Annotated in this window: 19 protein-coding genes; 11 read left to right on the forward strand and 8 right to left on the reverse strand. The window is 42.1% G+C overall.

The window, feature by feature from the left end; all coding sequences use genetic code 11:
• Positions 1-25: 25 nt before the first annotated feature.
• The 4 genes from EW142_RS11245 to EW142_RS11260 form a co-directional block, all read right to left on the reverse strand.
• The gene (locus tag EW142_RS11245) at positions 26-1189 is read right to left on the reverse strand and encodes a serine hydrolase domain-containing protein (protein ID WP_130613889.1); all 1164 of its coding nucleotides are present in this window, start codon (positions 1187-1189) and stop codon (positions 26-28) included.
• A 91-nt stretch (positions 1190-1280) separates the two neighbouring features.
• Positions 1281-3263, reverse strand: a complete 1983-nt coding sequence (locus tag EW142_RS11250; RefSeq protein ID WP_130613891.1) for a DUF3352 domain-containing protein — start codon at positions 3261-3263, stop codon at positions 1281-1283.
• Positions 3264-3322: 59 nt separating this feature from the next.
• The gene (locus EW142_RS11255; protein WP_130613893.1) at positions 3323-3982 is read right to left on the reverse strand and encodes an aspartate kinase; all 660 of its coding nucleotides are present in this window, start codon (positions 3980-3982) and stop codon (positions 3323-3325) included.
• Positions 3983-4033: 51 nt separating this feature from the next.
• On the reverse strand, positions 4034-4393 hold the full coding sequence (locus EW142_RS11260; protein WP_130613895.1) for a YraN family protein: 360 nt from the start codon (positions 4391-4393) through the stop codon (positions 4034-4036).
• 171 nt (positions 4394-4564) lie between these two features.
• Here EW142_RS11260 and EW142_RS11265 point away from each other — a divergent pair, with 171 nt between their 5' ends.
• The 6 genes from EW142_RS11265 (at position 4565) to EW142_RS11290 (ending at position 12393) form a co-directional block, all read left to right on the forward strand.
• Positions 4565-6073, forward strand: coding sequence for a DUF1800 domain-containing protein (locus tag EW142_RS11265; protein ID WP_130613897.1), 1509 nt, complete (start codon positions 4565-4567; stop codon positions 6071-6073).
• A gap of 11 nt (positions 6074-6084) precedes the next feature.
• Positions 6085-7800: a DUF1501 domain-containing protein gene (locus EW142_RS11270; RefSeq protein WP_130613898.1), complete on the forward strand. Its 1716-nt coding sequence runs from the start codon at positions 6085-6087 to the stop codon at positions 7798-7800.
• A 154-nt stretch (positions 7801-7954) separates the two neighbouring features.
• On the forward strand, positions 7955-10030 hold the full coding sequence (metG, locus tag EW142_RS11275; protein WP_130613900.1) for a methionine--tRNA ligase: 2076 nt from the start codon (positions 7955-7957) through the stop codon (positions 10028-10030).
• Positions 10030-10932 (forward strand): histone deacetylase family protein, encoded by a 903-nt coding sequence (locus tag EW142_RS11280; protein ID WP_130613902.1) that lies wholly within the window; start codon positions 10030-10032, stop codon positions 10930-10932. The genes metG and EW142_RS11280 overlap by 1 nt, the downstream gene beginning before the upstream one ends.
• Before the next feature lie 30 nt (positions 10933-10962).
• Positions 10963-11802: a phosphatase PAP2 family protein gene (locus tag EW142_RS11285; protein ID WP_130613904.1), complete on the forward strand. Its 840-nt coding sequence runs from the start codon at positions 10963-10965 to the stop codon at positions 11800-11802.
• A gap of 69 nt (positions 11803-11871) precedes the next feature.
• Positions 11872-12393 (forward strand): ferritin, encoded by a 522-nt coding sequence (locus EW142_RS11290; RefSeq protein ID WP_130613906.1) that lies wholly within the window; start codon positions 11872-11874, stop codon positions 12391-12393.
• A 257-nt stretch (positions 12394-12650) separates the two neighbouring features.
• Here the strand turns inward: EW142_RS11290 and EW142_RS11295 are convergent, their stop codons facing one another.
• The 3 genes from EW142_RS11295 to EW142_RS11305 all read right to left on the reverse strand — a co-directional run bounded on the left by EW142_RS11295 (position 12651) and on the right by EW142_RS11305 (position 14222).
• On the reverse strand, positions 12651-13073 hold the full coding sequence (locus EW142_RS11295; protein WP_130613908.1) for a hypothetical protein: 423 nt from the start codon (positions 13071-13073) through the stop codon (positions 12651-12653).
• Between the two features lie 133 nt (positions 13074-13206).
• Positions 13207-13539: a single-stranded DNA-binding protein gene (locus EW142_RS11300; RefSeq protein ID WP_130613910.1), complete on the reverse strand. Its 333-nt coding sequence runs from the start codon at positions 13537-13539 to the stop codon at positions 13207-13209.
• Positions 13540-13724: 185 nt separating this feature from the next.
• Entirely contained in the window at positions 13725-14222 is a 498-nt protein-coding gene (locus EW142_RS11305; RefSeq protein ID WP_130613912.1) for a hypothetical protein, read from the reverse strand.
• 207 nt (positions 14223-14429) lie between these two features.
• Between EW142_RS11305 and EW142_RS11310 the strand changes: the two genes are divergently transcribed.
• The gene (locus tag EW142_RS11310) at positions 14430-14846 is read left to right on the forward strand and encodes a DUF3052 family protein (RefSeq protein ID WP_130613914.1); all 417 of its coding nucleotides are present in this window, start codon (positions 14430-14432) and stop codon (positions 14844-14846) included.
• A 21-nt stretch (positions 14847-14867) separates the two neighbouring features.
• Here the strand turns inward: EW142_RS11310 and EW142_RS11315 are convergent, their stop codons facing one another.
• Positions 14868-15260, reverse strand: a complete 393-nt coding sequence (locus EW142_RS11315) for a VOC family protein (protein ID WP_130613916.1) — start codon at positions 15258-15260, stop codon at positions 14868-14870.
• Between the two features lie 98 nt (positions 15261-15358).
• Between EW142_RS11315 and EW142_RS11320 the strand changes: the two genes are divergently transcribed.
• The 4 genes from EW142_RS11320 (at position 15359) to EW142_RS11335 (ending at position 17916) form a co-directional block, all read left to right on the forward strand.
• Complete coding sequence (locus EW142_RS11320; protein WP_205783260.1) at positions 15359-15955, forward strand: GNAT family N-acetyltransferase; 597 nt, start codon at positions 15359-15361, stop codon at positions 15953-15955.
• 7 nt (positions 15956-15962) lie between these two features.
• Positions 15963-16802: a LytTR family DNA-binding domain-containing protein gene (locus EW142_RS11325; RefSeq protein WP_130613918.1), complete on the forward strand. Its 840-nt coding sequence runs from the start codon at positions 15963-15965 to the stop codon at positions 16800-16802.
• Between the two features lie 175 nt (positions 16803-16977).
• The gene (locus EW142_RS11330; RefSeq protein ID WP_130613920.1) at positions 16978-17472 is read left to right on the forward strand and encodes a nuclear transport factor 2 family protein; all 495 of its coding nucleotides are present in this window, start codon (positions 16978-16980) and stop codon (positions 17470-17472) included.
• Between the two features lie 48 nt (positions 17473-17520).
• Positions 17521-17916, forward strand: coding sequence for a hypothetical protein (locus EW142_RS11335; RefSeq protein ID WP_130613921.1), 396 nt, complete (start codon positions 17521-17523; stop codon positions 17914-17916).
• Positions 17917-17918: the final 2 nt, after the last annotated feature.

Here is a 17918-nt window from a genome sequence, read left to right on the forward strand (position 1 = left end):
AATAAAGAGTTCTTTTTTTGAAACATTATTGGTCAAGAGCGTCATAAACTTGCCGAACAAACTCCCCAATCTGTTTGGGTTCTAACCAACGAGTAACAATCACCAATCCAGCTTTTTGGTCTACCACAATAAAATTACCTCCAAATCCAGCGGCATAAAAAACGTGTTCAGGAACTCCCTCCCAATGCCGGTTGCCTTTTTGATTCAACCACCACATATAGCCGCAGTTTACGTTGGGTTTTGATGGGGTGGTAGCCTTGCTGATCCATTCCTCGCTCAATAGAGTTTTGTCTTTCCATTGGCCGTTATTGAGAAAAAGTAATCCGAAACGGGCCATGTCTTCTGCGCTAATAAAAATTCCTGCTCCTGAGTGTCCGCCTCCTGTAACCGATTTCATCTTAAGGCCATCAATGGTGGTCCAAGCATGGTCATAGCCATACCAACGCCAAGTGGTTGAGGCCCCAATGGGATCCATGATTTTTTCTTTGAGCACTTTGGGCATGGGGGTTCGCCATAAATGGGTAAGGGAATACGCCAACACATTTACGCGAACATCGTTGTACTCCATGACAGTTCCCGGTTCACGAAGTTCCCGAAACTTCCAATCGTCAAGGCCACCCTCTCTTGGGGGTCGGTCGGCCCAATCTTTCAATCCCCAGAGCTCCCCTGACCAATCCGAGTTTTGTTGCAACAAGTGCTCCCAGGTAATCTTTGAGTTGTGGGCACCATCAAAAGTGCCATCCCAAATGTATTGTCCCACCTTGTCATCCGTGCTAGAAATCAACGCTTTGTCAAACGCCAATCCTGCCATGGTAGACAAGAAACTTTTGGTAACACTAAAGGTCATATCCACCCGTTTGATGTCGCCCCAAGACGTTACCAAATATCCATTTTTTAAAATCATCCCGGCAGGCCCACCCCGTTTCTTGGTCGGGCCTAAGATTTCATGGAAGGGTTCTCTTTGAAATCCCTTTAAGATCGCTTGTCGCAAATCTCGTGACCCTGAATATTCATTTTCCCTGGCAAAGTCAACAGCCAAATTCAGTTTTTCTGTGTCAAAGGTGGATTGCATCTCCCCAGAGGTTTCCCAAGTCGCATTTCGCTCGGGAAAGTAAAACTGTTGCCCCATCAAAATGGATGAGCTTAATACAAACAAAACAGAGAATACAAAGGGTAAAATGGATTTCATGTCAGCAAATTTAGAACTGCATGAAGGTAACAAATGTTCGTGGATTGACTTACACTACTGTTCTAAGGATAATTGGGGATGGACAACGAGTTTAAAATCGCTTCTTCAGCAACAATTTACCCTCCTCATCAAAATAACGCCAGGTGCCTACCTGTTCATCATTGCGAAAACGCCCCGTCATTTTTTCGGTGCCATCCTGATAATATTCAGTATAGCTGCCATGTTTGAGGCCATCCTTCAGCTCAACCTCATACCGTTTTGCCCCATTGATGAAATTTTTGATGAATTTTTTGGCCGTAAGGTCCGTCGGATAAATAGGTCTTAGCCTGAAAATAGCTTCGGTAAGTTCTTGCTTTTTGGAAATTTGATTGTTGGCCGTGCTTGTCCATGGATTTTCTTGAAACTGTAAACTCTTTTTTACCTCTTCAACATTTTTATAGTTTGCAACCAAGCGGCTTTCAAAAAGATTATCTTCCGGGGTAAGCTGAAGCCCAATTTGGGGAAAGCAAATGATAAAATCCTTGTTTTTTCGCAATTGCATCCGAGTCTGGCCATCGGCCAAGGCATACATATTATTATATAAGACGGGAATATTACTGTAAACGAACAAGCTGGATTTTCTTTCAAAGCGTTTGTTGAAGGTTTCAAAATCTTCAGAGGTGGAAAGGGTCTCCTTATCTTCAACCCCATTGATCATACTTTTTAGCGTATTGGGGTTGTTGCTAAAAACAACGAAGTCATCAATAGTTGTGAAATAGGGTTTATCCAACTCATTGAAACGGTTGCCCAACAAAATTTTGAAAAATCCTTTGATGGACAGAAAATTGATTTCATATCCTCTATAGGATACGGCCTTAAACTTAACAGGGGTCTTTTTCTTGATTTGACCTAAGATGAAATCCAAATTGGTTTTGGCATCTTCCCTATTGTTTGTCTTTAACACAAGGGCAAGATCGTTTTTCCCTTTGGTTATTTTTGATTGTATCTGAAGCAGGGCAATTTCATCATCAATCCAGCTTACAAAATTCTCTTTAACATTGATTTTTAGAAACTTTTCGAGTTTCTGAATGCCCTCTTGATATGCTTTAAACTGTTCCGGATTGTCTTTCTGGATTGTTTCAAAGTTTTGGTAGAATTCTGAAAAGCTATCAAAACCATAGCTTATATACAGTGCAGTCCGCTTAGGAGCAATCTGCGGAATGGTCCTTGCAGCCGTCCCAGACTTTTGTAGGGCTTCTAAATAGTTTTCATTTTCGAAACTGATGTTCGTAAAGCCGTTGGCCGTAATTGTACCGTTCCGGTCGAGGTCGAAATGGAATCCTGAGAAAAGAAAGTTTTCGCTCAGGCGCTGTACCCATGGTCCGGGTTGATCCGAAAATCTTCGAAAATAATCATCAAAGTACTCGTATTGCAGATATAGACGGAACAAATCTTCATACCCAATGCGTTGGTTGACCTCCACAAAATTTAAGTCCCGTCCCAATATGGGTTCTTCATATTGATCTATGGAGGCTTCCACCAGTGAATGGGTATATGAGGCCACAAGTTGATTTTTGATAAACGAGAGGAACATGGTTTTTTTGTTCTTCTTATCGTACACTTCCAAAATTTCATGATTGTGATAGTCCCGTCTGCTCAGTGTATAGTTTTCGTTCAGTAGGGTATTGAGGTAGGTTTTCAGAAGCTTTAACTTGGCAATTCGTTTCAGGTCGAGCACATAAAAAAGACCGTAATCTTTTGGGGAAATCATATGAACCGAGATGAACAAGGAACGGCCATCAAGAAACTCAAAAAGCCTGCGTTGATCATTAAAAACGGTATCTACTTTTTGAATACTGCTGGTCAATTCTGAAAAATAGTCATTCTTCAGAAGATGTCCCCAGGCTTCGCTCTCGCTAACTTTCTTCCAACTTTCAACCGGTTGTTCCGACTCAATCACGAAGACCGCATCCTTCGGAATCAAATAAATGGACTGAAGATTGGTTTTGGGAGATAAAACAAGAAGGTAAACCAAATAGCCAATGTATACCAGCATCACTGCCAATACACCGAAAAGTATTCTTTTTTTGGTCATCGTTGAGTAGGTCTTCAACAACAACGAAAATGAAACTTGTTTAGTTTACATTCCTATAATTAAAGTGACTTTAAGTCCTTTATGGTCTTGAAAGCGACATCCACTTGTTCTTCGTTAACCAAAATGGTAAACTCGTTCGTGGTGGAAATCACTTCATATAGAACAATGCCCTCCCAAGCCAAGCGTTGAAAAATGAAGTAATAGATTCCCGGGACCGAGACGTTCTCAGAAGGAAGTTTGACCGTGATGGATGATAGGTTTTCGGCTTTTTGGGTGCAACGCTCATGGGCAAAATACTTTTCCACAACCGAATCCATCGTATTGCTTATCACAATATTGATTTCATTTACTCCACGAGAGGAGGTATAAAACACATCTTGATTGGTATTGACCTCCTCCAGAAGTTTCGCTTGCTGCTGTAATATGGTGTCGGAAGCCAAAAAAGTGTAATCGGTCAAACTCGACCGTACCGTAATCTCGCCAATGTTTTTAAGTACCTTAACAATGCGGTGTGTGGCACGAAATTCCAAATCGTCCGACAACCGTTTTAAGGCCATGACAACTGCACCATCCTTTACATCTTTGCCCAGGGCTTCGGAAATCTCCGGTTTTATCTGACGGGATAGGGAGGTTAAATTGATGATACCTTGCGCCAAGGCACTTTGTAAAAAAGGCTTCTTTTTAATATAATGCTCAACTACTGCCGAAATGGTTTTCATCAGGTTTGGTTTTGAGCAAAAATAACAGTTTGTTATAAATAAAACAAATGGTTAAAAGTGATGGAACGCATCTTCCAAATGTTCTACTTTAAATCCTGATTTCGTTTTGATGACAGTGATTACATCGAATCTGACCTCAACATCGAGGTTATTTTCCTGCACATAGTGATCGGCAGCTTTCACTAACAATTTTATTTTCTTGGGATTAATGAGGTTATTTAAATCCTTTACAAAGCCTTGGGACCTCGATTTTACTTCAACTATGGCCAAAATATCTCCTTTTTGAGCTACAATATCAACCTCAGCTTTTGCGTAGTAATAGTTTTTTTGGAGGATTTTATAGCCTTTTTGGATCAAAAAATTTTCAGCGACTTCCTCTCCAAGCCGCCCAAATTCGTTGTGATTGCCCATATATTTTGAAAAATAGGGAAAAAAGTGTGCATTTCGTCGAAAAATTTGGTGGTTCACCCCTTTCAATACGTTTACATTGTAATTTGTGGGCTCTTTTCGGAACCACACCAACGTTTACCTAGACATATAGTTGCCCCAAAACTATGGACCTAATTAACGCCAAACATTGCTATGGAGTACTTTATCAATTGTAACACTTCAACTTTGGCGCCGTATACAACTCCATTGGACGAGTTACGTGCTGCCCATTTGTATCGAAGGCTAGGTTTCAGCGCTTCGGTGCAGACCATCAACGCCGCTGTGGGACAATCAGCGGATGCCCTAGTGGATTCTTTGGTAGATCAGGCCTTGGCCTTACCTCCCATTCCTGCCCCGGCATGGGCCGATTGGACCAATGCCAACTATCCTGCCGATGACGACTTGGCCCGACAGCTGAGGCGCGCACAGCAGGAAGAATTTACCATTGCCTACGGAAATGCATTACTGGATAACAACTTAAGGGACAGATTGAGCTTCTTTTGGCACAATCACTTCGTAACTGAGTTGGATGTTTATCGTTGTAATTCATTCCTTTATTATTACATCAATTGTTTACAAAGGAATGCTATAGGTAATTTTAGAACCTTTGTTAGTGAAATCGGTTTAACCAGTGCCATGCTCTATTATTTGGATGGTGCCAGAAACCGAGGAAACAATCCTAACGAGAACTATGCCCGTGAGCTTTACGAGTTGTTTACGTTGGGTGAGGGCAACGGTTATACGGAAGAAGATATCATTGAAACCGCCAAGTCGCTCTCTGGTTATACCAACCGAGGTGAGGAAGGTTGTACACAGGTAACCTTTGACCCTACCGATTTTAATACAGACAACAAGACCATTCTGGGTCAGACCGGAAATTGGGGGTATGATGATACCATTGATATTTTGTTCAACCAACGACCCAACGAAATTGCTGGATTCATTTGCCAAAAATTATATGAATATTTTGTGCACCCTGATTCTGATGACGATGACGGAAATGCGCAAACCATCATTGCTGGAATGGCCAGTACTTTTGTCTCCAATAATTTTGAATTAGCACCGGTATTACGCCAGCTGTTCAAAAGCCAGCACTTTTTTGATGAGGACGCCATCGGTGTGATCATCAAAAGTCCATTCGACCTTTATATGGGCATCATCAAGGAAACCAATTTCGCCTATGACGATGCAACCGTGATCAATGTTGTGGACGCGTCACGATTGATCGGACAAGAAATGTTTGATCCTTTTGATGTCGCAGGTTGGCAAAGAGACCGCGAATGGATCAATACAAATTTCATCATTGGTAGATGGTTGACCTCCGAAGTGTTTTTGGAACGCTTTTTTCAAGCAAATCCAGAACAGTTCAGAACATTGGCCATGGATGCTGTGGGCGCCGCCGACAGCAACACCAGTAACCCTGAAATTGTAGTAAGAGCCTTGGTGAACAAGTTTACACCAAAGGGTTTATTGACGGATCAAGATTTTGAAAACGCCATGGATGCTTTCAAAATTGACGATGTACCTGAAATCTATTACTCTCCTGACTATATTCCTGGTGGACAGAGTTTATGGATGCTTGCAGTAAGTATGGAAGTACCTACACAGGTCTACGTGTTATTGCGTCACTTATCAAGAGAACCCGAATTTCAACTTAAATAACCCTTACTACTATGTGCGATACTCATAACAACCACGATACTACTCCATACAAAGGCATCGAACACGAAGGTCATGATTTGGAGCACAAAAATTGGAGCAGAAGGTCTTTTTTACAGGCCTTGGGAATTGCAGGTTCCGGTTCCATGTTTTTGGGAAGTAATTTATTGACAGCATCGGCCCCGTCGGCTTTAACGTCGGCCATCGCAGATGCAGAAACCGATAACATTCTCATATTGATTCGACTCTCGGGAGGTAACGATGGTCTAAGTACTGTTATCCCGATTCAACAATATGACACTTATGCCAATGCCCGTCCCAACATCTACATCCCTGAAAGTAAGATTTTAAAGCTTACGGATGACTTTGGTGTACCCACCTACATGAATGCCCTCGAACCTCTTTGGGGAGATGGTCAGTTTAAAGCTGTACATGGTGTGGGGTATCAAAATCAAAGTCTCTCCCACTTTACGGGATCTGATATTTATGCCAACACGGATTTGACCACCACAGGTTTTGATGGGTTGAACACCGGTTGGATGGGAAGACATTTCGAGCAATGTTATCCCGATTATTTGATAAATCCACCTGAAGCCCCAGCGGCCATCCAAATTGGAAACATCGCCAATCTGGTATTCCAAGGTGAGGAGACGAATTATGCATTCGTTACCAACAACATTGATCAATTGGAGGAGATTGCCCAAACTGGGTTCTTCTACGACATTGAAAATGCTCCTTTTGACAATTGTATGTATGGTGACCAGTTACGTTTCTTAAGAGGTGTGGCCAACACTACTTACGAATATGCTGGAAAAATCCACGAAGCCTATGAAAGAGGTCAAAACCAAGTGGAATACCAAGACAACGGTTTTGCACGACAGTTGGCGCTATTGGCTCGTTTGATCAAAGGTAACCTGGGAACAAAGGTTTATATGATCTCCATGGGAGGTTTTGACACCCACGGTAACCAGCCTTTGGCCCACGAAAGATTGATGTCGAATTTATCCATCGCTGTGAACAACTTCTACGAGGATTTGTCCTTCACAGAACAAGACGAGCAGGTTTTGAGTATGACTTTCTCAGAATTTGGACGAAGAATTTTTGAAAATGGTTCTTTGGGAACCGACCACGGTAAGGCAGCTCCAACCCTATTCTTTGGATCTGGGTTGAACGGTAGTGCTTTCATTGGCGATCATCCATCTTTGGAGGCTCCCAACGGTCGAGGTAACCTTGAGTATACCATGGACTTTAGAGATTTGTATGCCACAGTATTGGCAGAATGGCTCTGCGTGCCCATTCCATTGGTTGAGCAACATTTGCTAGATCACCCATACAATCCTGTTAACCTAGGATTCAATTGTAGTGGCGTTGATTTCCCAGATATTGCCATGGATAATGATCCTCCAACTTTACCCGATACTCCTCCGAGTGATCCTGATGGTATGGACCCAAATCCAGAGTTGGAAAGTGCAATTGTCCACAGACCTTATTATCCAACAGATCGAACTCCGCATATTTATTTGGAAATGCCTTTTGCAGCCCATGTTGATATTGAATTGTTCAATATTTTGGGTCAGAAAGTAGGTACAGTTTTTAACGAAATGATGTTGGAAGGTTCAGCAGAAATAAATATTCGTGAGAGAATGCGAGATAGTCTGTCCACAGGTAAGTATATCTATCGTATACAGGCCGCCGGTCAGAAAATGAGTAAGTCTGTCATGATTATGTAAGAAACTCCAATTAGCAAACATTCCAGAATCCTCCGGTTGTGCGATACCCCACCCCAATTTAGGTAAGCACAATTCGGAGGTTTCCTTTTTTGGGTACATAAGGTCATGGGCTTCTTTCAAAATCTGTATTTTTGGGGCTTAATTTAGCTAATCCATGTCCGAAGATACAGCTCCTTCAAGGTATACCATTACCGCAGCACTTCCTTACACCAATGGTCCTATTCATATTGGGCATTTGGCTGGGGTTTATGTGCCTGCGGATATCTGTGCACGATACCTACGGCTAAAAGGTCATGACGTTGCCTTTATCTGCGGCAGTGATGAGCATGGGGTTGCTATTCCCATGAAAGCCAAAAAAGAAGGTGTTTCTCCCAAGGAAATCATCGACAAATATCACGGAATCATAAAAAAGTCGTTTTCCGATTTTGGAATCAGTTTCGACAATTATTCTCGCACTTCTGCAGAAGTACATCATACGACCGCATCCGATTTCTTCAAAAAACTATACGACCAAGGAGATTTCATTGAAGAGATCACTGAACAACTTTATGATGAAGAGGCGCAACAGTTTTTGGCCGATCGATTTGTAATTGGCACTTGTCCCAGATGTGGATATGAGGAAGCCTATGGAGATCAATGTGAAAATTGCGGTTCTTCGCTCAATGCCACCGATTTGATCAATCCAAAGTCAACCATATCAGGTGCAATACCGACTTTAAAGACTACAAAGCACTGGTTCTTGCCTCTTGATCGCTATGAAGGTTTTCTGAAAGAATGGATTTTGGAAGGACACAAAAACGATTGGAAGCCCAACGTGTATGGGCAATGCAAATCTTGGATTGATGATGGGCTTAAACCCAGAGCGGTAACCCGTGACCTGGACTGGGGCATCCCCGTTCCCGTTGAAGGAGCAGAAGGCAAGGTGTTGTACGTTTGGTTCGATGCGCCCATTGGCTATATTTCATCTACAAAGGAGTGGGCAGAGCTTGAAGGCAAAGACTGGGAGCCTTATTGGAAGGATAAAAACACCAAGTTATTGCACTTTATCGGCAAGGACAACATCGTTTTCCACTGTATCATTTTCCCCAGTATGCTCAAAGCTCATGGGGATTTTGTTCTCCCCGAAAACGTTCCCGCCAATGAGTTTTTGAATCTAGAGGGGAACAAGCTTTCCACCTCAAAAAATTGGGCGGTGTGGTTGCATGAATACCTTGAAGATTTTCCTGATATGCAAGATGTGCTTCGGTACGCACTTACGGCCAATGCTCCGGAGACCAAAGACAACGATTTCACATGGAAAGATTTTCAAGCCCGAAACAACAATGAATTGGTGGCCATTTTTGGCAATTTTATCAATCGTGTTGCGGTCTTAACGCATAAATATTACACTGGTATTGTCCCCGAACCTTCTGCTTTGTTGGAAATCGACCAAGAGACCTTGAAGCAACTTCGAGAATTTCCAGCCAAGCTTTCCAATTCACTGGACCGATATCGCTTCCGCGAGGCCAGTCAAGAGCTGATGAACCTGGCGCGTTTGGGAAACAAATATTTGGCGGATGAAGAACCTTGGAAATTGATAAAAACAGACGAGGAACGGGTAAAGGCCATTATGTATGTGGCCCTTCAAATTGCCACAGGGCTTGCCATTTTAAGCGAACCCTTTTTGCCTTTTACTTCGAACAAACTTAAAAACATTCTCAATATCAGGTCGAGCGAAGTCGAGATCTCATGGAACGCGCTGAGCACTAAAGAAACCCTTCTACCCTCAGGGCATCAAATCAATAACAGTGAGCTATTGTTCCGAAAAATCGAGGACAAGGAAATAGAGCTCCAGTTGGCAAAACTGGAAGCCACAAAAAAAGCCAACGAACAAATGGATAAAGAAATAGAACCTCAAAAGGACATCGTCACTTTTGACGATTTCACCAAATTGGATATGCGGGTCGGAACCATTGTGGAGGCTGAAAAGATGCCTAAGGCGAACAAGCTTTTGGTCTTAAAGGTCGATACAGGTTTAGATATCCGCACCATAGTCTCAGGCATTGCTGAGAGCTTCAAACCCGAAGAAATAATCGGTAATAAAGTGACCGTTTTGGTCAACTTGGCTCCACGAAAACTGCGCGGTGTTGAAAGTGAGGGGATGATTTTGATGACGGAAAATCCAAAGGGAAAACTGGTTTTTGTAAATCCGGATGAAGAAGGGGTTTCTGACGGAGAATCCATCAGTTAATGCTCAAAATCGCTTATCACCCCATTTACAAGCATCCCCTGCCGAAAGGCCATCGGTTCCCCATGGAGAAGTACGAGCTGTTGCCGAGGCAATTGCTTCATGAGGGCACCTGTATCCCAGATAATTTCTTTGAGCCTACACTTCCAGAAGTAAGCGATATTTTGGCCGTACATGATGCCAATTATTATCAAGAACTAACAGAAATGACCCTTAAGCCCAGTGCCACCCGAAAAATAGGATTTCCACTAAGCAAAGAATTGGTACAAAGAGAGCACATCATTGCAGATGGCACCATCAAAGGCTGCTTATCTGCTCTGAAGCATGGCATTGCCATGAACATTGCCGGAGGCACACACCATGCCTATAGCAACCGGGGAGAGGCATTTTGTATGCTGAACGATCAAGCCATAGGGGCACGGTATTTACTGAGAAATAATTTGGCCGAGCATATTTTGATTGTCGATCTTGATGTTCACCAAGGCAATGGTACGGCAGAGATTTTTCAGGATGATGGTTCGGTCTTCACCTTTTCCATGCATGGACGAGGTAATTATCCCTTTAAAAAGGAGACTTCAGATTTGGATATCCCTTTGGAAAAAGGAACCTCTGACGCGACTTATCTTTCCCTGTTGAAAGAGACACTTCCATTACTGTTGGATAAAGTACGTCCCGACTTTATTTTTTACTTATGCGGGGTAGATATTCTTTCCACAGACAAGTTGGGAACTTTGGGTATGAGCATCGAAGGCTGTAAAGAACGAGATCGTTTTGTATTGCAAAGCTGTTTTGAATTGGGCATTCCAGTACAGTGTAGCATGGGAGGAGGATATTCCCCTGAAATCAAGACCATCATTGAAGCCCATGCCAATACCTTCCGTACGGCGCAGGATATTTATGCATAACTTCGCAGGTTCATAAATCAAAAAACTAAAATGAACTTTTTAAGAAACCTCATCATTCTTCTTGTTTTTCTTCCTTTGTCCGGACAGGAAATTCAGATTCAAAAAGAAAAAAACCTTTGGAACGACTTCACCTATGACATGGGTAATGTATTTGGCGGAATAGGGCACGCCTATAGTCGTCCTTTTCATTGGAAAGGGAAAGATTGGGCCAATTTTGGGTATCTCACTGCGGGTACCGCAATGTTGTTCACAGTAGATGATGAATTGGACAATTGGGTCGATGGTTTTCGGGATGATGTTCCTGATTTAATAATCGATTATGGAAATGAGTACGGCAGCCCTGAAAACAACTATATGCTCACGGGAGGTGTATATCTTGCCGGACTTTTTACCAAGAATGAAAAACTACGACGTACGGGGGTGTTGCTCATTGCTTCAGCGACTGCCGGTGGTTTTTTGCAACAAGTGAGCAAGCGGATAATTGGTCGTGCTCGGCCAAAAAGCGGCGATAGCTCCAGCGTTTATGACCCCTTTCATTTAGATCGTGTACGCAACTATGACTCTTTTCCTTCCGGTCATGCGATTCTGGCCTTCAGCAATGCCTATGCCATAGCGAAACAATTTAAAAGTCCTTGGGTAAAAGCAGGAATATACACCGTGGGAATGATTCCCGGTTTTTCAAGAATTATGGATGGTTTTCATTGGGTATCCGATGTGGCTTTCGGTACAGTGCTTAGTATTTTCATTGTGGAATCCATAGATCGCTATTTAGATTCCAAATACGACCAGAAATACAATGCTTCTGAAAAAAAGTTGAGTTGGAATTTGAATTTTGGCCCAGGTACCATGGGTGTTGTAGTGCGTTTTTGACAAAGGTTGTTGCTTTGGGCAGAAGAGTCCACTGCATTTCGTAATTTTACTTGTCAAAAAATTCAAAACATGTTATCAAAACGACTTGAAGAAGCACTCAACAACCAAATACAAATAGAAGCTGAATCCTCCCAAGTATACCTTTCCATGGCCTCATGGGCAGAAGTAAAGGGTTTGGAAGGTATTGCAGGCTTTATGTATGGACATTCCGATGAAGAGCGAATGCACATGCTAAAATTGATCAAGTATGTCAACGAACGTGGAGGGCATGCCCAAATCTCCGAGCTAAAGGCACCTAAAACGGAATTTGGTTCTTTTCAGAAGATGTTTGAGGAGCTATATGAGCATGAGATTTTTGTATCCAACAGTATTAATGATCTCGTTCATGTGACCTTAGAAGAAAAGGACTATGCCACCCATAATTTTCTACAATGGTATGTGGCCGAGCAAATTGAAGAGGAGGCATTGGCCCGAACCATTCTGGATAAGATCAACCTTATCGGAAATGACAAAGGCGGACTGTACCTGTTTGACCGCGATGTACAGCAAATAACCGTAGAAAGTGCTGCATCTGACACGGCCGGTGAATAATTGTTGATAAGTCGTTTATTTAGATTAATTTAAAATAATTATCTTTGGCCCCATCTGCATTTGGCAATGGGAAAAAAGAAGAACGATTCTAAGAAAAAGAAAAAGGCCGTATTGAGGGAACTTCCTCCGGCGAACTGCAAGATCAAATGCTGTAAGAAGTTCAAAAAAGGAGAAAACAAACGCTGTAAGCGTTGCCCTTGCTATGATTTGCTCAAAAAAGTAGCATAAAAAAACCGCCGATTGGCGGTTTTTTCATTTTAGTTTCTTTTTTTCAAACGGGTGGATTGAACCAATTTGCTTGGATACACCTCAAAAATATCTGTGGAATCGGGAATTGATAAATATTCCCTTGCCCTGCTCCAGTAATGTATGCTATGCGAGCAAGAATTGTCGCAGTTTTGCAAGTGGTGTTTATAAGCTTCTTTTTTACCCTTCATATACACTAAATAAAAGGTAAAGTTTGATTTCCCCAGCTGGCGCTCATAATCGCGTTGATCGTTCCAATAGTCCATTTCGTCTTGGGCATTGGAAGATCCCAAAACCTGCTCATACTGGGCATCCCTTGCAGCCAATTTCTCATAAAACTTAAGCCGAAGTGTGGACGAAGTGGTCTCTTGCGCCAAAGTGGGCACATTGAAGGCCAGTAAGGCCAAAACCAAGAAGAAACCACCATATTTCATCTTCTACACTTTATCTATTAGACGAAATAGCTTAAAAAACGTTGCTACCTTCTTTATTAATTTACCGTTAAACCTTGGATTTAAAAAAGAAAAGGGGCCAATGGCCCCTCTTTGTCGACAACCTGTCAATGATTTATTTTCCCAGCATCAAAAGCTCAGTACACCGTATTTCGGTGATAAAGCGTTTTTCACCTTCTTTGGTTTCATAACTCCTAGAAGTAAGTCTTCCTTCAATGGCCACTTCCTTTCCCTTTGTTAAGTAGTTTTCCACAATCTCGGCGGTCTTTCCCCAAGCGACCACATTGTGCCACTGGGTATCGGTTACCTTCTCCCCTTTTGCATTTTTGTAGGTTTCATTGGTGGCAACGGAGAATTTTGCCAGCTTGGTCCCATTTTCCATGAGAATGACCTCTGGGTCGTTTCCTAAATTTCCAATCAACTGTACTTTGTTTTTCAGTGCGTTCATGATTTAAATTTTTGCGTTAAACAGTTAATACTATCGAACTCTTATGTTTCGACAGGGCAAACCTAAGACCCCGCAAAAATCAAAATCGGTAATCAATCATTTGTTTTCGTTTGTAAATGGATGTAGTCGTTTGTTATTTATATGATTCTGGGAACTATATGCAAATCGGTTTTAAAAACCGTTCATCAAACGCGATCAAATCTAAGGATTACAAAAGCTTCATCATCAGAGCCGTCATCATCCACATCAAACTCTACGGGGCCCGTAATGGTGAGCACATCATTGTTCAAGGAACCTGCTAAGGTTTCAGGTTCGTTGGGCGCATCATCGTAGCGAACCGTAAACAAGCCCTCACAAAAAGCCAAATCACCTGTAGTGGTTTCACTGGGCGAGCCATTCGGGGTAATGACCAGAGTAAATCCTCCATTGGATTGCACATTAAGGGTCACTGTTCCACCATCGGCCACAATATCTACCTGTAATGTAGTCCCCGGAATATCAAAATTTGCTTGGGTCGCCACCCAATTACCGGATATATCGGAAATGGAAAAATTAGGTCCAGTTAATGAACAGGATGAAAAATCTATGTTTTCATCATCCTCATCATCACTGCTGCTGCAAGAAAAAAATAAGGGGGCTAGGACAAAAAATAGGGAAACAAGAAATGCTCTTTTAAACAACATAACTATACATTTTTAAATAGACGTTTGGAAATTTCTTCAATCCGACAACCAATGATCTTCCTAGGGGGAATGGATGAAACGGCTTCAGCTAGGGACAGTGCAAAACTTATGTAATGCTTTGATAGTCAGCTTTAAGTTACAAAAAAAGTTTTTCAAATTTCCCAACTTAAAGCTTTTTGGTACCTTATTTGCAAAAATTCGGCATCTGTGAGCACCTCTGGCTATTCCGGAACCCCATTGGCTAAGAAATTGGGTATTAAACCTGAATTCATAGTTCAGGTTTTTAATGCCCCTAAACCGTATTTGAGTTTTTTTCGAGAATTTCCTGATGGCGTACTACTACTTGACGCTTCCGATACTGCAGAAGTGGATCTCATCCATATTTTTGCAACGACCCATGCCGAGCTAACGTCCGCTTTTGCGAAAGCCCAACCCAATCTGAAAAAAAATGGTATGCTGTGGGTGAGTTGGCCCAAGAAAACTTCCAAAATCCCAACAGAAATAGACAAATTCGACGTGATGAAATGTGGTAAAGAGCAAGGTCTGGTAGATACGAAGGTGGCCGCTATCGACGATCAATGGAGTGGGCACAAGTTTATGTACCGCGTTAAAGACAGGAAATAAACTTTATGCTTGAAGCTCACTTTACTTTTTTAGCTCCAGCAAATCCCATCGGTTTCCGTACAAATCTTCAAAAACCACTACGGTTCCGTAGGGTTCCTCCCGTGGTTCTTCCAGAAAATTGACCTCATGGTCCCTCATTCGCTGGTAGTCCCTTTTGAAATTATCCGTATGTAAAAAAAGAAAGACCCGGCCCCCGGTCTGATCTCCTACCCGCTGTTTTTGTTCAAAAATGGCTGCCTTTGCCAAAAGAAGTGAAGTCCCCTTGGAACCCTTGGGTTTGACCAGCACCCATCTTTTTTCATCATTCACTTGAGTATCTTCAACTAAATCAAAGCCCAATTTTTGCGTATAAAACCCAATGGCCTCATCGTAATCGGCTACCACTAGGGTAACCAAAGCTATGTTTTGTTCCATTTGTGTTGATTATTGGTTGGACATCTAAGGTACAACTCAAAATCTTACCTTCAGTTGATAGGGAAATCCCATTATATTTGAATTTCAAAATGATGCACATGAAAAATTGGTTGGAACCCATCGAATTAGAAGGGGATTTGGTAAAGCTGATTCCCTTAAGGGAATCGCACAAACCTGATATGCTGGCAGCCACATCAGACGGAAATCTTTGGGAACTTTGGTACACCTCCGTACCCTCAAAGGAAACCCTCGATGCGTATGTAGACTTTGCCATAAGTGAAGCGGAAGAAGGTCGTGCCCTGCCCTTTGTTATTTTGGAAAAAACCACCAACCATGTTGTGGGTTCTACTCGTTTCTGCACTGTTGACGCTCCAAATAGAAGGGTTGAAATTGGATATACGTGGTATTCCAAAAGCGTTCAGCGTACCGGAATCAACACGGAATGTAAATATCTTTTATTACAACATGCCTTTGAGGTTCGGGATGCCATCGCCGTTGAATTCAAAACCAATTTTTTTAACTTTCCCTCTCGGAATGCCATTCTTCGCTTGGGAGCAAAACAAGACGGTATCATACGAAACCATCGTATTGACAAACAAGGGAACATTCGCGATACGGTTATCTTTTCTATTTTAAACAGTGAATGGCCCACGGTGAAGACTTCCTTGGAGTATAAAATGAAGAGAACCTATTGATCAGCATATGACCGCGGTACGACTTAATTTTACCAGAGCCAAGAAATATTTGCCGCATATTATATTGATTGGGGTGGGGATAGGAACGGCCAATTATTTTATGAATCCCAATCTCAATTGGATTCAATGGGTAATCCAGTCCATCTCAAACAGCTTCATTATCGGGTATACCTTGGTTTTAATCGCTTCAAACAAGTCATGGTTCAAAACCCGCATTAATCCCATATGGAAATTGTATTTCGTTCTTTTTGTGGCTTTTTTTCTAGTTGGTTCCCTAGCTTCTGAGGTAGAAAGAATTATTGGCCCGGTCTTCTTTAATGATGAAGGCTATCAACCATTTTCTGCCGGAAAAATGTATGCCTTCAATGGGGTGATTTCAATGGTCTTGGGTTTTAGCTTTTTTTTAAACGACCGGCTTTTCCCGAGCGAAGACCCTATGGCGGATAGAGGTTTAGAGTCCCCCCAAAATCAGAAAAACATTGATGAGAAGACTTTGGAAAACGTGGAAACCATTAGTCAAGTCCCTGTCAAGAAAGGAGATACTATTTTTTTGGTTCCAGTGGAAGAGATAGCTTACTTAGAAGCTTATGACAACTACTCCTTTTTATTTGACGTGAAGGGAGAAAAAAAACTTTGTGACTACTCCTTACTTTTTCTGGAAAAACGCCTTGGAAATGCATTTTTGAGAGTTCATCGAAAATACATGGTCAATGTGGGTCAAATTAAACAGTTCAAACCCCATATGAATGGTCGTTACGTCATTCACTTTAATTCTTCTGAAATTAATCCCATTATGAGTAGCAAGGGCTATTCCAATGTGATTCGTAAACTGATAAAACTCCGGTAACGCGAACAGTTTTCAATCAAACACCTTCCTAGCTCGGTCTTTTTCGCTTCTCCCATCTATAACTCACCCTAACAGGAACACCTTTCACTTGCTATTAGGTCCACTCGCCAAATACAGCTTTCTTAAGTGATTGAATATCGTCTACTTGCGAACAAATCACAGAAATCTTTTTACTATGAAAACAAAACAAACGCTGGGCATAGTCGTATTAATCTTGCTAAACCTTAGTGCCTGTAATCCGTCCAGAAATGCTAAAAAAGAGCAACTATCCTCAGAAAAGGACCATCCTGTTAAGGAGGTCTTCCTATCTGGAATAGAAGCTTTCAATCAAGGAAATCTTGACGCGTTCGTGTCAAACTTTTCCAAAGAAATCACCATGTACGGAACCGATGGGAACTATGAGGGAAAGGAAGCATTACGCACACGTTTTGCCACCTTGTTTCAACAATTCCCGAACATGAAGATGGAAATTCCCAGCCTGAAGGTTGAGGTCCTTTCCGAAGCGGTGGTACTGGTGGACTTTGGGTGGAAATTATATCCCATTGGCCAGGGTCCTGCTTATAGTGGAGTAGGTTCGGGAATCTATGTGAATCGGCAAGACACATGGATTGAAATTCTTGAAGTGGAACGGACCACTCATGTCGATCCTGAGTTGATACCGAGGAATTAAGAGTTCATTTCTATACGTAAATCAAAATCTGTACGTAAATTGTGCATTATGACCGATTTGGAGTTCGAACATCAATTCGCGGCGGGAGAATTATCTCCTGCCCTTTTCACCCACGAGGCGCACTTGCGTTTGGCCTGGATTCATGTGACTCAATACGGCGTCGAAACAGCCGTTAAAAATGTGACCCGACAAATCAAGAGCTACACCCAAAAGCTCAATGCCGCGGACAAATACAACCACACCCTAACGGTGGCTGCTATAAAGGCAGTTTATCATTTTGTGCTAAAAGCAAAATCAGATAATTTCCAAGATTTCCTTAAAGAATTTCCGAGGTTGAAGTTCAATTTCAAGGAACTGATGGCTTATCATTACGGATTCGATATTTATACTTCCCCAAAAGCTAAAAAAACCTTTTTGGAGCCTGATTTACTGCCGTTTGATTAAGG

Origin of the sequence: Flagellimonas allohymeniacidonis, assembly GCF_004296335.1 — a bacterium.
GTDB classification, from domain to species: Bacteria; Bacteroidota; Bacteroidia; order Flavobacteriales; family Flavobacteriaceae; genus Flagellimonas; species Flagellimonas allohymeniacidonis.